Consider the following 14,950-nt stretch of genomic DNA (forward strand, 5'->3'; position numbering starts at 1 on the left):
TCGCCATGACGACCGACGGGATACGGACCGGCCGAGAAGGGACCGCGGCGCCGCCGAGGCTGGAGCGCGAGGCCCTGCTGCACGCCTTCGGCACCCTCCGGACACACCGGCGGCGGGGCGCTCCCTCCCCGCACAAACCCCTGTCCCTGCTCTGGTCCATCGCCCGCCTGGAGGCCGGCGAGGACAGGCTCGCGGCGTGGGACGTGTTCGAGGACGAGGTCGGCGGACTGCTCGCCGAGTTCGGCGGGCCCGGCTCGCAGGTGACCCCGCACTATCCGTTCTCCCGTCTGCGCGGCGGCATCTGGGAGGTGGAGGGCATCCCGGACGGCGTCAAGGACCCGAGCCCGGCGGCCCTGCGCGAGGCCGGCGCGAAGGCCGGGTTCGTGCCCGAGGCCGCCAAACTGCTGCGCAGGGCCCGCACCCGGGCCGAGGCCGTACGGCTGCTGAGCTGGACGTACTTCTCCGACGCGGACCGCCCGAGGATCCTCGACCGGGTCGGCCTCGTCGGCTACCTGAGCGCGAGCGGACACGCCGAGGAGGTGCTGGACGAGGAGGCGGCCCCGCCCTCCGGCGGGACGTCCGGCCCGGTGGGCCGCCGACGGACGACGGTCACGCGCCCCGACCGGAACCCGGAGTGGCCGAGGCAGGTCAAGCGGTGGCACGAGAGCACCTGCCAGGTGTGCGGGACCCCGCTGGAGACCCCCCGCGGCCGCTACAGCGAGGCCGCCCACATCCAGGGCATCGGCAGCCCGCACGAGGGCCCGGACACCACGAGCAACATGCTGTGCCTCTGCCCCAACCACCACAAGGAGTTCGACCTGCTGGGCATCTACGTCGACGCCGACTGGCAGGTGCGCCGCACCACCGACGACACCTTCGTCGCCTCGCTCAGAAGGCACCCCGCGCACCGCATCGAGAGCGCACACGTGGCGTACCACCGGGTGCTGTGCGGAAAGGCCGACTGACGCACGCCCCCCCCGAGCGCGCGGCCGGGCGGCGCGGAGCTCCCGGCGGCGCCCCCGAGGCCCTCTCACTCCCCGTGGTGCACCTCTCCGGTCATGGCGTCCATGGAGGGGTGCATCTTCATCGGCCCGTAGTCGTCGAAGTCCGAAGGGCGCGGCTTCTCGGGCCCGTCGGGGCCGAAGCGGACGATCCGCTCGACCCGGCAGATGCGCAGCAGGCGGTCGTCGAAGGAGAGCTCGTCGGCCCGGTCGGCCGCCCGGTAGCGCTCGGCGATCTCGGCGTACCGCTCGCGCTTGGCGTCGTCGAACTCGTAGATCAGCGGCCAGAGCCGGTTGAGCAGCCCGTAGAGGAAGCGCCGGGCGTCGTGCGGCGTGGCCATGAGGGAGCCCTCGGGCCGCCAGGCGTCCCCGTTCTTCTCGACCACCCCGAAGGTGACGGGCATCAGCGCGATCTCGGGATGGCGCTGCACGGCCCGCCGGGAGTCCTCGCGCACGGCGGCGGGGTAGCGCTTGCCGGAGTACTCGAAGCTGCGCAGCCCGAGCCGCAGCGCCTCGGACATCAGCCCGCGCTCCCGGAACGGATCGAGTACGAAGTCGAGGTCGGGCGACTCGGAGCCGCGCCGCTCGTCCCAGGACCGCTCGATGGGCTCCACGTCGGTGGGCCGGGGCGGTTCGAGCCCGGTGGGCCCGCTGCGCGCGAGCTCGTCGCCGCGCACGATCCGGTACCGCTCGTCGAGCACCTCCACCTCGTCGACGGGCTCCCGCTCCAGCACGGCCACCGCGGCGAGCAACTCCCGCCGCACGCCCGGATCGTCGGTGTCGTCCTTGGCCCGGAACCACAGCTTCGAGTTCAGACTGTCGCGCGAGATCTGCGGCATCCCGTCCTGCAGGGGCGTCACCATCCGCCAGATCCCGTCGTCCTTCCGCTGGACGGCGACCCCGAAGAGGGCACCCCGCACGGCCAGCGACGGAAACTGCAACGACGCCTGCACGGCATCGGCCTCACTCACCCACGCGACGGGATCCCCGCTGACCACGAGGTCCCGCTTCATCCGCTCCAGTCGTAGCTTCCAGTCATCGCTCATGCGCGCATTGTTGCGCCGAGGTGGGCCCCCCTGGCCAGAGTTCCAACAGAACGACCGGCGCAGTTGGGTTGCCAGGGGGGCGCCCACCCCCACCCCCCGAACCCCCGGCACGACAACGCGCCGCCCTGTCAGAGGCATATTCCGCCCACACCGGCTTCAGCGACCTCCGCACGGGCCCCAACTGGCGGGAGCGGCGCTCGCTTTCCGGGGGAGGGGGGCGCCGCCGCGACGGGCGACAAGTGAGAGGTCGGACACCTGACGTGCGCGCCCGTAGAAACAACAAGACCCCGTCCTCAGCGTTTCCGCTGACAACGGGGTCTGTGTGGCACTTCCTGCGAAGTGCCCCCGGCAGGATTCGAACCTGCGCACACGGCTCCGGAGGCCGTGTGGGCTAACGACATAGCAGCAGTTCAGCGGCTTGTAGTAGGTGGGAAGTTGTCCTTCAGTCCACAGATAGGCCACACCACTCGGGTGCCGAACGAAGGGCGATGGGGGATCACCGTTCACTCGTCTGATGTAACTTTGGCGACAGTATGCGACTCTATGTAGTCAGCGATGCACTGTAGGGGGACCTTAGTGGGGGAAGAGCTGCTGCCTCGGAGCCACAAGGACAAGGCTGTGAGAGCCGCCTTGGAAGAGATCCTTGGCGGCGGGGGCTGGAGCCTGCGTAAGGGCGGCCACTGGGGCCTCCTCACCTGTGACGTCGGGTGTCATCGGATCTCGATCAGCGGGACACCCCGAGTTGCGGAGCGACACGCGCGTGACGTGCTTCGGGAGGCTCGCACCTGCCCGCTGCCGGACGGCGACCCGAGGTCTAAGAAGCGTACGACCTGAGGTGCGGCTTTCCGCTTGACGGGACACAGTGCGGGTACCGTACTGTTGACGTGTGTCAACAGGTTGCATCGGAAGCTAGCTGGGGGAGCAACGATGAAGACCTACAGCTTGAGGTTTGAAGTACAAGACGTCTCTGACGTTGCCCGAGTCGAGGAACTCTTCTACGACCACTTTGATGGTTTGATCGCCGAGTCCTTCGGGCGCCTTCTCCTCACCGTCTACATGGACGGTCACGAGAACGGCCCGATGGCGGCTAAGTGTGCCGCGACAGAGCTTGAGAAGCTGCTCGGCGTTACCGTAGCCCGACTCGACAGGGACTTGGTTGACGCTGCGGAGATCGCCCGCAGGTGTGACCGGAGCCGCGAGAGTGTTCGGCAGCTGATCGAAGGGCAGCGGCGCAAGGGGACGTCTTTCCCTACGCCGGCAGGAGCGCCCAATGGGAAGCGCATCTGGGAATGGTCAGTAGTAAACGAGTGGCTTCGTGTAAACGTCCCGGAGTCCGCAGAGCCGGAATTTGGGTTGTCTCGGGATGAGATGGCGCTCGTTGACGGATGGCTCCTGCGGTGGCGCTCTCTGCCTTGGGAGCAGCACGTAGGTATGGAATTCCGCGAGATTACTGCAGTACTCAAAAGCGAGTCTGCGCAGATCAGATCTCCCCGAATTAACCAAGCCTGGGTCAAGTCGTGGAACGTCGCTAGTCGAGTCATCAGGGAGCCAGCTGCCGCCGCGGCTCCGGAATGTGGTGAATAGATGGCGTTTCTGATTCCTCACGCCGACGAGCAGAGGCAGCTGGCAGCTCCGGTAAATGCTCGCGCAGAGCTGCTGGATGTTCGGGTCTTCTTGCTGCATGGGGAGGTTCTGAAGGTTGACGTAACGTCGGACCTTCAGGAAATCGAGACCTTGCAAACCAATATGGGGATCGGGCGAGATGGTTCTCATATTACGTACCAGTTTGAGCACGAGCTGACGGCGCAAGACGCGGATGGGGCGGATGCGCTGAAGGTTCAGGTCAACCTTGGAGTGCTCTTCAGGTTTCCTGACGAAGGCGATCCCAAGGGTGAGGTTTCCGAAGAAAGCCTTGTCGCATTCGGCTACACGACGGCCCAGCTTGTTGCGCACCCTTATCTCAGATCGGCGGTATCCGATGTGACTTCAAAGCTGGGATTTCCGCAGGTAACGCTGGGCCTACTTAAGTCGTAACCCGCGCGCCATGCCGAAGGCCCCGGATCGACTATGGTCCGGGGCCTTCGGCATGGCGCCTCCGGGCAGGGTTCGAACCGATGGCCCCGCTTTACAAGTCCGATCGGACCGGCCGTACTCAGCCAACAGCCGAAGGCTCCCTGTCACTCCCGACCGCCTTTGGCCTCCTGCATCCACCGCTGTTGATGTCAGCTGTAGATGTCAGCCGGCCACCACCACCCAGCCAAAGCGGGTGGGCTAACGACCTCTTTACTCGCCACCGCCGGGGAGGTCGCACCCTACACAACTCCTCACACGCTGCCTTCGCCCGATACGCGGCCACGTGCCCCTCGCCTTGATGTCGGTTTGGGAATACGCCTAGGCGATTGCAGTCGCTCGTAAATCCCGGAGCTGCCGTTCGCACCCATCCCTGAAGCAAACGCCTTTCCTGTAGCGAGAATCTCGTGATGTCGCAATGCCCGCTCTGAAAAAGTTCGCGCGAACGGAATCAGATGGCCATTCAAGTACTCATTAAAGAAGTCTTTGTGCACAACATCGATCGCCATCGTTTTTCCTGTGTGACCCATGAATACGCCCGGCTCCTCAGGCTCATGACGGAATAGTCGACTCCACGGAGTAAATTTCAACTCCGTTCCAGTGGATGCTGTTTTCGCCGCAACCATAGGGGCGTCGAGAACCGCTACTGCCGAGAGAAGGTGCGCATCAAAGAAGCGGTGCGTTTCCTTGGGCGCAGACGAAGTGGAGAAGTGAGTCGCTGCGCTTGCCAAGGGCATAACGATCCCGTTATATGCATCCGTTCCGGAAAGTTCCAGCTTGGGCCCCTTGCGGGCACACTTGCTCATAATAGAGAAACCATCTCTACTCATGAACGGCTCCTCGGCAAGCTCGAGTGCTCGCATAACGGAATAGAGCCAAGTGGAACGAGAGTCATCGGTCGAGATGGCCATTTCATCCTGCTGCAGTCCCGTGACCTGGGGGAGAGTCAGGCGCCAGGGCGCCTCGGCAGGTGAAAAGAAGACATAAGGCAGATCTGACTGCTTACATTCGATGAGGATCGTCAATGACGTACGAATCCGCGAGTCGCTTGACGGCGGAGCGTCGAGCTCCTTCATGGCCATCAGGTCGCAGGACCGCATCTCGCCTGTGATTCGATCACGAAATCCCCACTCTTGCTGTACGCGAAAATCGCCTCCCAGTAGATCAAAAACAGCGCTTTGGAGAGGGTAACCAGATTTCTCGATGGCGTCCGTAAGGATTTCTTCCGTGAGCCCTGCTTTGAGATGATTACTCTGAGGGTTCATGATTTCGATATCCGCCATTAGTCGGCACCCCCGGTTGAATCCCTCGTTTTGCTTGGATCGCCACTCTAGGGGATCCAACTCTCCAAGTTATGGAGATCAGTGAAAGAGGTCGGCGGAGCGACTTTGAGCGAGCGGCCATGGCCTCGTCGACTTCCGGCACGCCGAGCACTGCCCTGACTCCCATCCCGTCTGCCGTCGACCCACACACCGTGGAGCAGGCCCGGTGCCGTGTCTGCTCGGCTCTGCCTGGGGCGACGGCAGACGGGATGGGAGTCCCCCAGCGCAACACCCCATGGGCCGGCACCCGCGTACGGAGCCCCCGCCATCCCGGAGCCTGAGCGCCCCCGCCGGAGGCATCGTCTTGAGGTCGCACTCGCGTACCGCCCCGGCTGCATCACGGGTTCGTCACCCATCAACCCGAGCTGTCAGGCGTGCGGACGGCGGCCGGGCTGGAGCGGGGCGTAGACAGGAGCGCAGGCCCGGGCGACGGGCCGCGCGCGCCGCGCCGTGCGCGGCGGGTGCCTTGATGAGGTAGAGAAACCTGTAACAGCTCCCCTTGGGCCTGCGGCTACTCCGCAGTGAGTGCGACTGCGATGGCCTGCATGTTCTCGGTGACGACGTCGGCCTGCGCCTCGGTGAACTGGTCTACCTTGTGGGGCTTGTTGGCGTAGCCGATGACCGTTGCGCCTGCTGCGTGGGCTGCCTGGATGTCCGTGAGCGAGTCGCCAATCAGGGTGCAGCTCGTGATGTCGATGTGCATCTGCTCGGCTGCCGTGATGAGCGGGAACGGGTTCGGCTTCATCAGGTGTGGCTGCTCGGAGGGGCGACCCACAATCTTCGTGACGTACTCCTCCAGGCCGTGAAGCTCGAGGAAGACCCGCACGCACTCTGCGGAGTTGTTGCTCACCACGGCTACGCCTCGACCCGCCGATCGGGCTGCCTGTAGTGCTGCGGCTGCTCCTGGCGTCGGCTGGCCTGCCACGGCAACGGCTCGGACCTCGGCGGCCGTGAGAGCCTGCTCGATCATCTGGCCCAGTTCGGTGTCGGCCTCATGCGCGATGCGCAGGACCTCGATGGGGTCGTCCGTCTGGGATGCCTTAGTGCCCGCGGCTTCACCCTGAGCGGAGAGGAGGGCGGTCAGCTCCCGCGCGACCTCGGGCGCCGGCAGCCCCGCGAACACGTCGCACACGGGTCCGTCGAAGTCGAAGAGGATGACTCGGGCGTTTGCCAGGGTCTCGGCGAGCGGTTCAGCGTGCGTCAAGGTCGAAGTCCCTTCCGATGGTCTCCCAGACGCTGTCGAACCACATCCGGGCCTGCTGGACCTGCTGGGCTCCGCCCGAGGACTCGCCGTCGTTGATCGAGTGATGGAAGAGGACAGTGTCTTTGCCTACGAGGTCGTAGATCTCGATCGATGTGCTGAACGTCCTTCACTGGGTGTCCAAGGCGTCCCGGCCGCTCGCTGACCTTGCTGAGCCTGCAGCGGCTCGCGCGGTGCTCGACGCTCTCAAACTCAAGCTCGATGGGACCGCGGCCGCTGCGGAAACTGTGCGGCGCAAGCGCCGGACCCTCGTGAATGCAGCGAACTATGCGGTGGACCTGGGAGAACTTCGGGAGAACCCGATCACGGCTGTCCGCTGGCAGAAGCCGAAGGTATCCAACCAGGTAGATCCCCGCATCGTCGCCAACCCAGAACAGGCTCGCAACCTCCTGGCGGCTGTCTCCTATGTGGGCGGGTACCGGCGTGCTCGTGGTCGTCGACTCGTCGGCCTTTTCGCCGCCATGTACTTCGGTGGGCTTCGTCCGGCCGAAGCGGTTGGCCTGGCCGAGACGGACTTGGTCCTTCCCTCGCAGGGGTGGGGCTCGGCGCTTCTTCATCGGACTCGCCCGTCGGTCGGCAGGCAGTGGACGGATTCGGGGGAGACCCACGACGACCGCGGGCTGAAGAACCGGCCGAATGAGGATGTCCGCCGGGTGCCCATACCGCCGCACCTGAGTGCCGTTCTCCGTGAGCACCTGGCCACCTTCGGCACGGCGGACGACGGGCGCCTGTTCTTCAGTGAGAAGGGCTCGGTAGTGCCGTCCTCGACCTACTACCGGGTGTGGCAGGAGGCCCGCCTCCTCGCGCTTCCGCCGGCCGTCGCCGCCTCGCCGCTCGCGAGTCGGCCGTACGACCTTCGGCACTCGGCCCTGTCGACCTGGCTGAACGCGGGCGTCGACCCGACCGAGGTTGCGGAGCGCGCCGGCAACAGCGTGGAGGTCCTGCTGACCCGCTACGCGAAGTGCCTCGACGGGCGCCAGGACGTCGCCAACCGACGTATTGAGGATCTTCTTCGCGAATACGAGTGAAGAACCGTGCATCACCCCATTGAGGCTCCGGGCATCTTGTCCGGGGCCTCACTCGTTTTCAGCCCTCTCCGCTGCGATGCTGCGAGTCGAGAGCGGACGAGGGGGGCTCGTGGAGCTGAAAGTCACGCGCTGGAAGCGGTACGGACATGATCGCCTGTACGCGAATCTGCCCGATGGCACTGCGGTCGGTTGGGCTGACGTGACGACGGGGGACATCACCGTCCTGGCCGCCGAGTATCGCGATGACGTGATCGCCGTGCTGACAGACCACTTACGGGAGATCTCCGCTCCGATCTCGCCACAGGAGCCGGCATCGAGGGCTGAAGCCCGTCCGGTGCTGCCACCTCTGCTGCCGGCCGATGACCTGTCCGCCAACCGCCCCGGTGAAGCCCTTCGTGACCTGCTCGACAAGTCCGGCCCGGGTCTCATGGAGCGTGTCGTCTCACGGCTCCTGCGCCGCCCCAGCAAGTGGGACTCGTGGCGGAAAGGACTGGCGGGGGAGAAGCGCGTGGGAGGTGAGCTGAACCGCCTGGAGCGGCACGGCTGGCGGGTTCTGCACTCGATTCCCCTGAGTGAACGTGTGGACGTCGACCACTTGCTGATCGGCCCTGGAGGAGTGTTCAGCATCAACACGAAGCACCACCACGACAAGGCCGTATGGGTCGGCGACGACGCGGTGAAGGTCAATCACGGCAAGCCGGCGCCCTACGTCCGCAAGAGCCGAGCTGAGGCAAAGCGTGTGGTCCGGGTGCTGGAGCAGTACTGCGGGTTTCCTGTACCGGTTGAACCCGTCCTCGTCTTCGTCGGCGTTACCGATCTCAAGGTGGTCGCCACCCAACTCAGCGTCCGGGTCTACCAGGAGCGCCAAGTAGCGGCTCTGGCGCCGCTCTCAGGGGTACTGACGGCCGAGCAGGTGGAGCAGCTCTACAGCGTTGCTCGCCATCGCCAGGCGTGGAGCAAGGCTTGAGCCGTGCTTTGGTGGGCGTTGGTCGTCTCCATGAGCACCGCGGGCAGGCTCCTGGAGGCTGATGCGGCCCCGTCTCCTTGGGCTCTTCAGCTGCGACGACGCCCCAAGATCCCGTCCACGCCTCGTCCACAGACCTCGACATACGGCCGCTCAGCCCTGCTCACGCCTGCACATACAACAAGACCCCGTTCTCAGCGTTTCCGCTGATCACGGGGTCTGTGTGGCACTTCCTGCGAAGTGCCCCCGGCAGGATTCGAACCTGCGCACACGGCTCCGGAGGCCGTTGCTCTATCCCCTGAGCTACGGGGGCGTCCGCCGCGTTCGGCGGCGACGGGTAGAACCCTACCAGCTCGTGAGGCGTGCCTGTGAACAGGTATTTCCGCCGGGTCACCAGGGGGTGTTCCCCCGCGCGGGTCGGAAGTGGGGAAACGCCGGACGCGGCCCTTCCCGTAGACCTACTCTCGACGTGTGTCAGGGGTGTCCGGGCGAGTGCTCGTTGTCGATGACAACCGGGTGATCCGCCAGCTGATCAGGGTCAATCTCGAACTCGAGGGGTTCGAGGTGGTGACCGCCGCCGATGGTGCCGAGTGTCTGGATGTCGTGCATCAGGTCCGTCCTGATGTCGTCACCCTCGATGTCGTCATGCCCCGGCTGGACGGGCTCAGGACCGCCGCGCGGCTGCGGTCCGATCCGCGGACCAGTCACCTCCCCGTCGCGATCATCAGCGCCGGCACGGAGTACGACAGGGAAGGGTGCGGCATCTCCGGCGTGGACGCCTTCCTCGCCAAGCCCTTCGAGCCGTCCGAGCTCGTACGGGTCGTCCGCCAGCTCATGCACCGGGACCGGCGCGGGCGGCACGGTGAGGGGACCGGGCAGGAGCAGCAGGAGGGCGGCGAGGAGCCGCCTGCGGGGACCGGAGCACCTCGCGGGCGAGCCCTCTAGCGGACCCCGCTCCGCAGGGTTTCCGTGGCGCCCGTTCCCGCGTTCCCGGGCCCCGCTCCGCAGGGGGTCTCCGCACTGTCCCTTCCCGCGTTTCCCGGACCCCGCTCCGCAGGGTTTCCGTGGCGCCCGTTCCCGCGTTTCCCGGACCCCGCTCCGCAGGGGGTCTCCGCACTGTCCCCTCCCGCGTTTCCCGGGCCCCGCTCCGCAGGCTCTCCAGGTCGTCCCTTCCCGCGTTTTCCGGGTCCGCCGCCCACATGCCGAAACCGGTTCGCGTTCTGCCCCCCCTCCTCCCCTAGGCTGGTCCCGTGACCCCCGCGGACCTCTCCCTCACCGTGCTGCGCGCCGTGCGCCGTGCGGTCGACGAGGGTGCGCTGCGGGTCGACGTGCCCGCGCGCGTCAAGGTCGAGCGGCCCCGGCCGGGCGGTGTCGGCGACTACGCCAGCAGCATCGCGCTCAGCCTCGCGCGGCCGTCCGGACGGCCGCCCCTCGACGTCGCCGGGATCCTCAAGGAGCGGCTGCGCGACAGCCCCGGGATCCGTGCCGTCGACATCACCGGACCCGGGTTCCTCAACTTCACCCTCGACTCCGGACGGGCCGCCCGGCTCGTGCGGGAGATCGGCGCCGCCGGGCTCCGGTACGGGCACTCCGACGCCCTCGCCGGCACCCGCGTCCGGCTCCTCGACGCCGACGAGCCCCGCGCCCGCCTCGTCGGCGAGGTCGTGGTGCGGCTCCTCCGCAGCCAAGGCGCCGACGTGCTGACCGGCGGCCGGGACGCCGCCGGCGGCGAGCGGCTCCCCGTGCTGCCCGCGCCCCATGAGCCCGCCCTCCTCGGGCCCGACGCAGCCCGCTGGGCCCTGCTCCGGCCCGCCGCCCACGATCACGCTCTCCCCGGTGGCCCCCTGCTCGTCCAGCACGAGCGCAATCCGCTCTTCCGGGTGCGGTACGCCCACTCCCGGGCGCGCGCGCTCGTGCGCAACGGCGCGCAGCTCGGCGTACCGGCGGTGTATGAGGGGGAGCCCGGCGAGGAGGCCCGTGAGGTCGGTGGGGCCTGTGGGGTCGGCCGGGTCGGGGTCGGTGAGTACGGGGACGTGCTCGTATCTCTGCTCGCCGATCATCCCGCCCTCCTCCTCGCCGCCGCCCGGCACCGGGCGCCCGACCGGCTGGCACGCCGGCTCGAAGGGGTCGCCGACGCGCTGCTCTCGTTCCAGCACACGGTGCTGCCCCTCGGTGACGAGAAACCCTCGGCCGCCCACCGTTCCCGGCTCGCGCTCGCCGAAGCCGCCGGGACGGTGCTCGCCGGTGGCCTCTCCCTGCTCGGCATCAGCGCACCCGACCAGATCTGAAAGAGCCAGTCGCCATGAGCCGTTCCGCACACCCCGCCGGGCCCCGTCACGCCGATGTCCTTCCCGAGGGGCACTATTCCGCTCCGCCCGCCGACCTCAACCAGCTCGACCCGAAGGTCTGGGCGCGGACCGTGCGGCGGGACGAGCGCGGGGTCGTGACCGTCGGCGGGATCGGGGTCGACGAGCTGAAGAGGGAGTTCGGCACGCCCGCCTACTTCCTCGACGAGGACGACTTCCGGGCCCGCTGCCGCGCCTGGGCCGAGGCGTTCGGCAAGGACGCCGACGTCTTCTACGCGGGCAAGGCATTCCTCTCCCGGGCCGTCGTGCGGTGGCTCAAGGAGGAGGGGCTCAACCTCGACGTGTGCTCCGGCGGCGAGCTCAGCACCGCGCTGTCGGCGGGGATGCCGGCCGAGCGGATCGCCTTCCACGGGAACAACAAGAGCGAGGACGAGATCCGGCGGGCCGTCGAGGCCGGGGTCGGGCGGATCGTGCTCGACTCGTTCCAGGAGATCGTCCGGGTCGCGCACATCGCCCAGGCGCTCGGCAAGCGCCAGCGGGTGCAGATCCGGGTGACCGTCGGCGTCGAGGCGCACACCCACGAGTTCATCGCCACCGCCCACGAGGACCAGAAGTTCGGCATCGCGCTGGCCGGGGGGCAGGCCGCGGAGGCCGTGCGGCGGGCCCTGACGCTCGACGGTCTCGAGCTCATCGGGATCCACTCGCACATCGGCTCGCAGATCTTCGACATGGCCGGCTTCGAGGTCTCCGCGCGCCGCGTCGTGCGGCTGCTCGCCGAGGTGCGGGACGAGCACGGGGTCGAGCTGCCCGAGATCGACCTGGGCGGCGGGCTGGGCATCGCGTACACGTCCGACGACGACCCGCGCGAGCCGCACGACATCGCCAAGGCGCTCTCCGAGATCGTCACCCGCGAGTGCGAGGCCGCCGGGCTCGCGACCCCGCGGATCTCCGTCGAGCCGGGCCGCGCCATCGTCGGGCCGACCGCCTTCACCTTGTACGAGGTGGGCACGGTCAAGCCGCTGGAGGGGCTGCGCACGTACGTCTCCGTCGACGGCGGCATGTCGGACAACATCCGCACCGCGCTGTACGACGCGGAGTACAGCGTCGCGCTGGTCTCCCGTACGAGTGACGCCGAGCCCCTGCTCGTCCGCGTCGTCGGGAAGCACTGCGAGAGCGGCGACATCATCGTGCGCGACGCCTTCCTGCCCGCCGACACGGCCCCCGGAGACCTGCTCGCGGTGCCGGCCACCGGCGCGTACTGCCGCTCCATGGCGAGCAACTACAACCACGCCCTGCGCCCGCCGGTCGTGGCGGTGCGCGACGGCGAGGCGAAGGTCATCGTGCGGCGCGAGACGGAGGAAGATCTCCTGCGGCTCGACGTCGGATGATGAAATAGTCGGGTGATGGAATCGATGTCTCACGATCCGGACCCGGGGCGGAATCGTCCGACCGGTGAGTGAGACTGGTTCCCACCGTTGTAATCCGTAGCGATACGAAGATCGAGAAGTACCGGGAAAGAGGTCGGATGATGCGTACGCGTCCGCTGAAGGTGGCGCTGCTGGGCTGTGGAGTGGTCGGCTCAGAGGTGGCGCGCATCATGACGACGCACGCCGACGACCTCGCCGCGCGCATCGGCGCTCCGGTCGAGCTCGCCGGCGTGGCGGTCCGCCGGCCTGACAAGGTACGCGGGGGAGTGCCCGCCGAGCTGATCACCACCGACGCCACCGCCCTGGTCAAACGGGGCGACATCGACGTCGTCATCGAGGTCATCGGCGGCATCGAGCCGGCCCGCACGCTCATCACCACCGCCTTCGAGCACGGCGCCTCCGTCGTCTCCGCGAACAAGGCGCTGCTCGCCCAGGACGGCGCGGCCCTCTACGCCGCCGCCCAGGAGCACGGCGAGGACCTCTACTACGAGGCGGCCGTCGCCGGCGCCATCCCGCTGATCCGCCCGCTGCGCGAGTCGCTCGCCGGCGACAAGATCAACCGGGTGATGGGCATCGTCAACGGCACGACCAACTTCATCCTCGACAAGATGGACACCTCGGGCGCCGGCTACTCCGAGGCGCTCGACGAGGCCACCGCGCTCGGGTACGCCGAGGCCGACCCGACCGCCGACGTCGAGGGCTTCGACGCCGCCGCCAAGGCCGCCATCCTCGCCGGGATCGCCTTCCACACCCGGGTGCGCCTCGACGACGTGTACCGCGAGGGCATGACCGAGGTCACCGCCGCGGACTTCGCCTCCGCCAAGCAGATGGGCTGCACCATCAAGCTGCTCGCGATCTGCGAGCGGGCCGCCGACGGCGAGTCCGTCACCGCGCGCGTGCACCCGGCGATGATCCCGCTCAGCCACCCGCTCGCCTCCGTCCGCGAGGCGTACAACGCCGTCTTCGTCGAGGCGGACGCCGCCGGGCAGCTCATGTTCTACGGCCCCGGGGCCGGCGGCTCGCCGACCGCGTCGGCCGTCCTCGGCGACCTGGTCGCCGTCTGCCGCAACAAGCTCAACGGGGCCAACGGCCCCGGCGAGTCCGCGTACACCCAGCTGCCCGTGAGCCCCATGGGCGACGTGGTGACGCGGTACCACATCAGCCTCGACGTGGCCGACAAGCCGGGCGTCCTCGCCCAGGTCGCGACGGTCTTCGCCGAGCACGGCGTGTCGATCGACACCGTCCGCCAGACGGGCAAGGACGGCGAGGCCTCCCTCGTCGTCGTCACCCACCGCGCGCCCGACGCCGCCCTCTCCGGGACCGTCGAGGCGCTGCGCAAGCTCGACACCGTGCGCGGTGTCGCCAGCATCATGCGTGTTGAAGGGGAGTAAGGACCCATGACCACCAAGGGCACCCACCAGTGGCGCGGCATCATCGAGGAGTACCGGGACCGCCTTCCGGTCACGGACACGACGCCGGTCGTCACGCTCCGTGAGGGCGGCACGCCGCTCGTCCCCGCTCAGGTGCTCTCCGAGCGCACGGGCTGCGAGGTGCACCTCAAGGTCGAGGGCGCCAACCCCACCGGCTCCTTCAAGGACCGGGGCATGACCATGGCCATCACCCGGGCCAAGGAGGAGGGCGCGCAGGCCGTCATCTGCGCCTCCACCGGCAACACCTCCGCCTCCGCCGCCGCGTACGCGGTGCGCGCGGGCATGGTCTCGGCCGTGCTCGTGCCGCAGGGCAAGATCGCCCTCGGCAAGATGGGCCAGGCGCTGGTGCACGGCGCCAAGATCCTCCAGGTCGACGGCAACTTCGACGACTGCCTCACGCTGGCCCGCTCGCTCTCCGAGAACTACCCGGTGGCGCTGGTCAATTCGGTGAACCCGGTCCGCATCGAGGGCCAGAAGACGGCCGCCTTCGAGATCGTCGACATGCTCGGCGACGCCCCCGACATCCACGTGCTGCCCGTGGGCAACGCCGGCAACATCACGGCGTACTGGAAGGGGTACCGGGAGTACGCCGCCGACGGGCTCGCGACGCACCGCCCGCGCATGTGGGGCTTCCAGGCCTCCGGCTCCGCGCCGCTCGTGCGCGGCGAGGTCGTCAAGGACCCGTCGACCATCGCCACCGCGATCCGCATCGGCAACCCGGCCTCCTGGGACTACGCGATCGCCGCGCGCGACGAGTCGGGCGGCTTCATCGACGAGGTGACGGACCGTGAGATCCTGCAGGCCTACCGCCTGTTGGCCGCTCAGGAGGGCGTCTTCGTCGAGCCGGCCTCGGCCGCCTCGGTGGCCGGTCTGCTGAAGGCCGCCGCACAGGGCAAGGTGGACCCGGGTCAGAAGATCGTCTGTACGGTCACCGGCAACGGCCTCAAGGACCCCGACTGGGCCGTCGCGGGCGCTCCGCAGCCCGTCACCGTCCCGGTGGACGCCGCGGCCGCCGCCGAGCGGCTCGGGCTCGCCTGAGCCCGGATGTCCTACGGTTCCTGATCATGGGTCAAACCCGATCAGGAACCTACATAG

Annotated in this window: 12 protein-coding genes, 1 tRNA gene and 1 pseudogene; 10 read left to right on the plus strand and 4 right to left on the minus strand. The window is 68.1% G+C overall.

Translation table 11 applies throughout. The features are described 5' to 3' along the window. Nucleotides 1-5: 5 nt before the first annotated feature. Nucleotides 6-965, plus strand: a complete 960-nt coding sequence (locus tag ACZ6J5_RS25765) for an HNH endonuclease (protein ID WP_469395298.1) — start codon at nucleotides 6-8, stop codon at nucleotides 963-965. Between the two features lie 65 nt (nucleotides 966-1,030). Here ACZ6J5_RS25765 and ACZ6J5_RS25770 read toward each other — a convergent pair whose 3' ends face one another. Beyond that, entirely contained in the window at nucleotides 1,031-2,047 is a 1,017-nt protein-coding gene (locus tag ACZ6J5_RS25770) for a DUF5954 family protein (RefSeq protein WP_469395300.1), read from the minus strand. Nucleotides 2,048-2,974: 927 nt separating this feature from the next. Between ACZ6J5_RS25770 and ACZ6J5_RS25775 the strand changes: the two genes are divergently transcribed. Further along, nucleotides 2,975-3,631 carry a hypothetical protein gene (locus ACZ6J5_RS25775; RefSeq protein ID WP_469395302.1) on the plus strand — a complete coding sequence of 219 codons (657 nt, stop codon included), beginning with the start codon at nucleotides 2,975-2,977 and terminating at the stop codon, nucleotides 3,629-3,631. Next, nucleotides 3,632-4,081, plus strand: coding sequence for a hypothetical protein (locus tag ACZ6J5_RS25780; protein WP_469395304.1), 450 nt, complete (start codon nucleotides 3,632-3,634; stop codon nucleotides 4,079-4,081). 290 nt (nucleotides 4,082-4,371) lie between these two features. Here the strand turns inward: ACZ6J5_RS25780 and ACZ6J5_RS25785 are convergent, their stop codons facing one another. Together ACZ6J5_RS25785 and ACZ6J5_RS25790 are read right to left on the minus strand one after the other, a co-directional pair. Further along, nucleotides 4,372-5,400 (minus strand): hypothetical protein, encoded by a 1,029-nt coding sequence (locus ACZ6J5_RS25785; RefSeq protein WP_469395306.1) that lies wholly within the window; start codon nucleotides 5,398-5,400, stop codon nucleotides 4,372-4,374. 550 nt (nucleotides 5,401-5,950) lie between these two features. Further along, the gene (locus tag ACZ6J5_RS25790) at nucleotides 5,951-6,643 is read right to left on the minus strand and encodes an HAD family hydrolase (RefSeq protein ID WP_469395307.1); all 693 of its coding nucleotides are present in this window, start codon (nucleotides 6,641-6,643) and stop codon (nucleotides 5,951-5,953) included. A gap of 149 nt (nucleotides 6,644-6,792) precedes the next feature. On the opposite strand from ACZ6J5_RS25790, the pseudogene ACZ6J5_RS25795 reads away from it, so the two are divergent. Both ACZ6J5_RS25795 and ACZ6J5_RS25800 read left to right on the plus strand, forming a co-directional pair. Further along, a pseudogene (locus tag ACZ6J5_RS25795) lies at nucleotides 6,793-7,728 on the plus strand (tyrosine-type recombinase/integrase); the annotation flags it as partial. Between the two features lie 76 nt (nucleotides 7,729-7,804). Next, nucleotides 7,805-8,695 carry a nuclease-related domain-containing protein gene (locus ACZ6J5_RS25800; RefSeq protein WP_469395309.1) on the plus strand — a complete coding sequence of 297 codons (891 nt, stop codon included), beginning with the start codon at nucleotides 7,805-7,807 and terminating at the stop codon, nucleotides 8,693-8,695. A 238-nt stretch (nucleotides 8,696-8,933) separates the two neighbouring features. Here ACZ6J5_RS25800 and ACZ6J5_RS25805 read toward each other — a convergent pair. Next, nucleotides 8,934-9,005, minus strand: a tRNA-Arg gene (locus tag ACZ6J5_RS25805). Between the two features lie 179 nt (nucleotides 9,006-9,184). Between ACZ6J5_RS25805 and ACZ6J5_RS25810 the strand changes: the two genes are divergently transcribed. The 5 genes from ACZ6J5_RS25810 to thrC all read left to right on the plus strand — a co-directional run bounded on the left by ACZ6J5_RS25810 (nucleotide 9,185) and on the right by thrC (nucleotide 14,893). Then, nucleotides 9,185-9,637 carry a response regulator gene (locus ACZ6J5_RS25810; protein WP_469395311.1) on the plus strand — a complete coding sequence of 151 codons (453 nt, stop codon included), beginning with the start codon at nucleotides 9,185-9,187 and terminating at the stop codon, nucleotides 9,635-9,637. Between the two features lie 305 nt (nucleotides 9,638-9,942). Continuing rightward, nucleotides 9,943-10,980: an ArgS-related anticodon-binding protein NrtL gene (gene nrtL, locus ACZ6J5_RS25815; RefSeq protein WP_469395313.1), complete on the plus strand. Its 1,038-nt coding sequence runs from the start codon at nucleotides 9,943-9,945 to the stop codon at nucleotides 10,978-10,980. A 14-nt stretch (nucleotides 10,981-10,994) separates the two neighbouring features. Beyond that, nucleotides 10,995-12,386, plus strand: a complete 1,392-nt coding sequence (gene lysA, locus ACZ6J5_RS25820) for a diaminopimelate decarboxylase (protein ID WP_469395315.1) — start codon at nucleotides 10,995-10,997, stop codon at nucleotides 12,384-12,386. Between the two features lie 137 nt (nucleotides 12,387-12,523). Next, nucleotides 12,524-13,816, plus strand: a complete 1,293-nt coding sequence (locus ACZ6J5_RS25825) for a homoserine dehydrogenase (protein ID WP_362480524.1) — start codon at nucleotides 12,524-12,526, stop codon at nucleotides 13,814-13,816. 6 nt (nucleotides 13,817-13,822) lie between these two features. Then, nucleotides 13,823-14,893 carry a threonine synthase gene (thrC, locus tag ACZ6J5_RS25830; protein ID WP_362480527.1) on the plus strand — a complete coding sequence of 357 codons (1,071 nt, stop codon included), beginning with the start codon at nucleotides 13,823-13,825 and terminating at the stop codon, nucleotides 14,891-14,893. Nucleotides 14,894-14,950: the final 57 nt, after the last annotated feature.

This window comes from Streptomyces sp. NPDC042100, assembly GCF_055582325.1.

What these genes read in the sequence shown, in the direction of transcription:
- ACZ6J5_RS25765 (WP_469395298.1), top strand. Translation starts at nt 6, where the DNA reads ATGACGACCGACGGGATACGGACCGGCCGAGAAGGGACCGCGGCGCCG.
- ACZ6J5_RS25770 (WP_469395300.1), bottom strand. Translation starts at nt 2,047, where the DNA reads ATGAGCGATGACTGGAAGCTACGACTGGAGCGGATGAAGCGGGACCTC.
- ACZ6J5_RS25775 (WP_469395302.1), top strand. Translation starts at nt 2,975, where the DNA reads ATGAAGACCTACAGCTTGAGGTTTGAAGTACAAGACGTCTCTGACGTT.
- ACZ6J5_RS25780 (WP_469395304.1), top strand. Translation starts at nt 3,632, where the DNA reads ATGGCGTTTCTGATTCCTCACGCCGACGAGCAGAGGCAGCTGGCAGCT.
- ACZ6J5_RS25785 (WP_469395306.1), bottom strand. Translation starts at nt 5,400, where the DNA reads ATGGCGGATATCGAAATCATGAACCCTCAGAGTAATCATCTCAAAGCA.
- ACZ6J5_RS25800 (WP_469395309.1), top strand. Translation starts at nt 7,805, where the DNA reads ATGCTGCGAGTCGAGAGCGGACGAGGGGGGCTCGTGGAGCTGAAAGTC.
- lysA (WP_469395315.1), top strand. Translation starts at nt 10,995, where the DNA reads ATGAGCCGTTCCGCACACCCCGCCGGGCCCCGTCACGCCGATGTCCTT.
- ACZ6J5_RS25825 (WP_362480524.1), top strand. Translation starts at nt 12,524, where the DNA reads ATGATGCGTACGCGTCCGCTGAAGGTGGCGCTGCTGGGCTGTGGAGTG.
- thrC (WP_362480527.1), top strand. Translation starts at nt 13,823, where the DNA reads ATGACCACCAAGGGCACCCACCAGTGGCGCGGCATCATCGAGGAGTAC.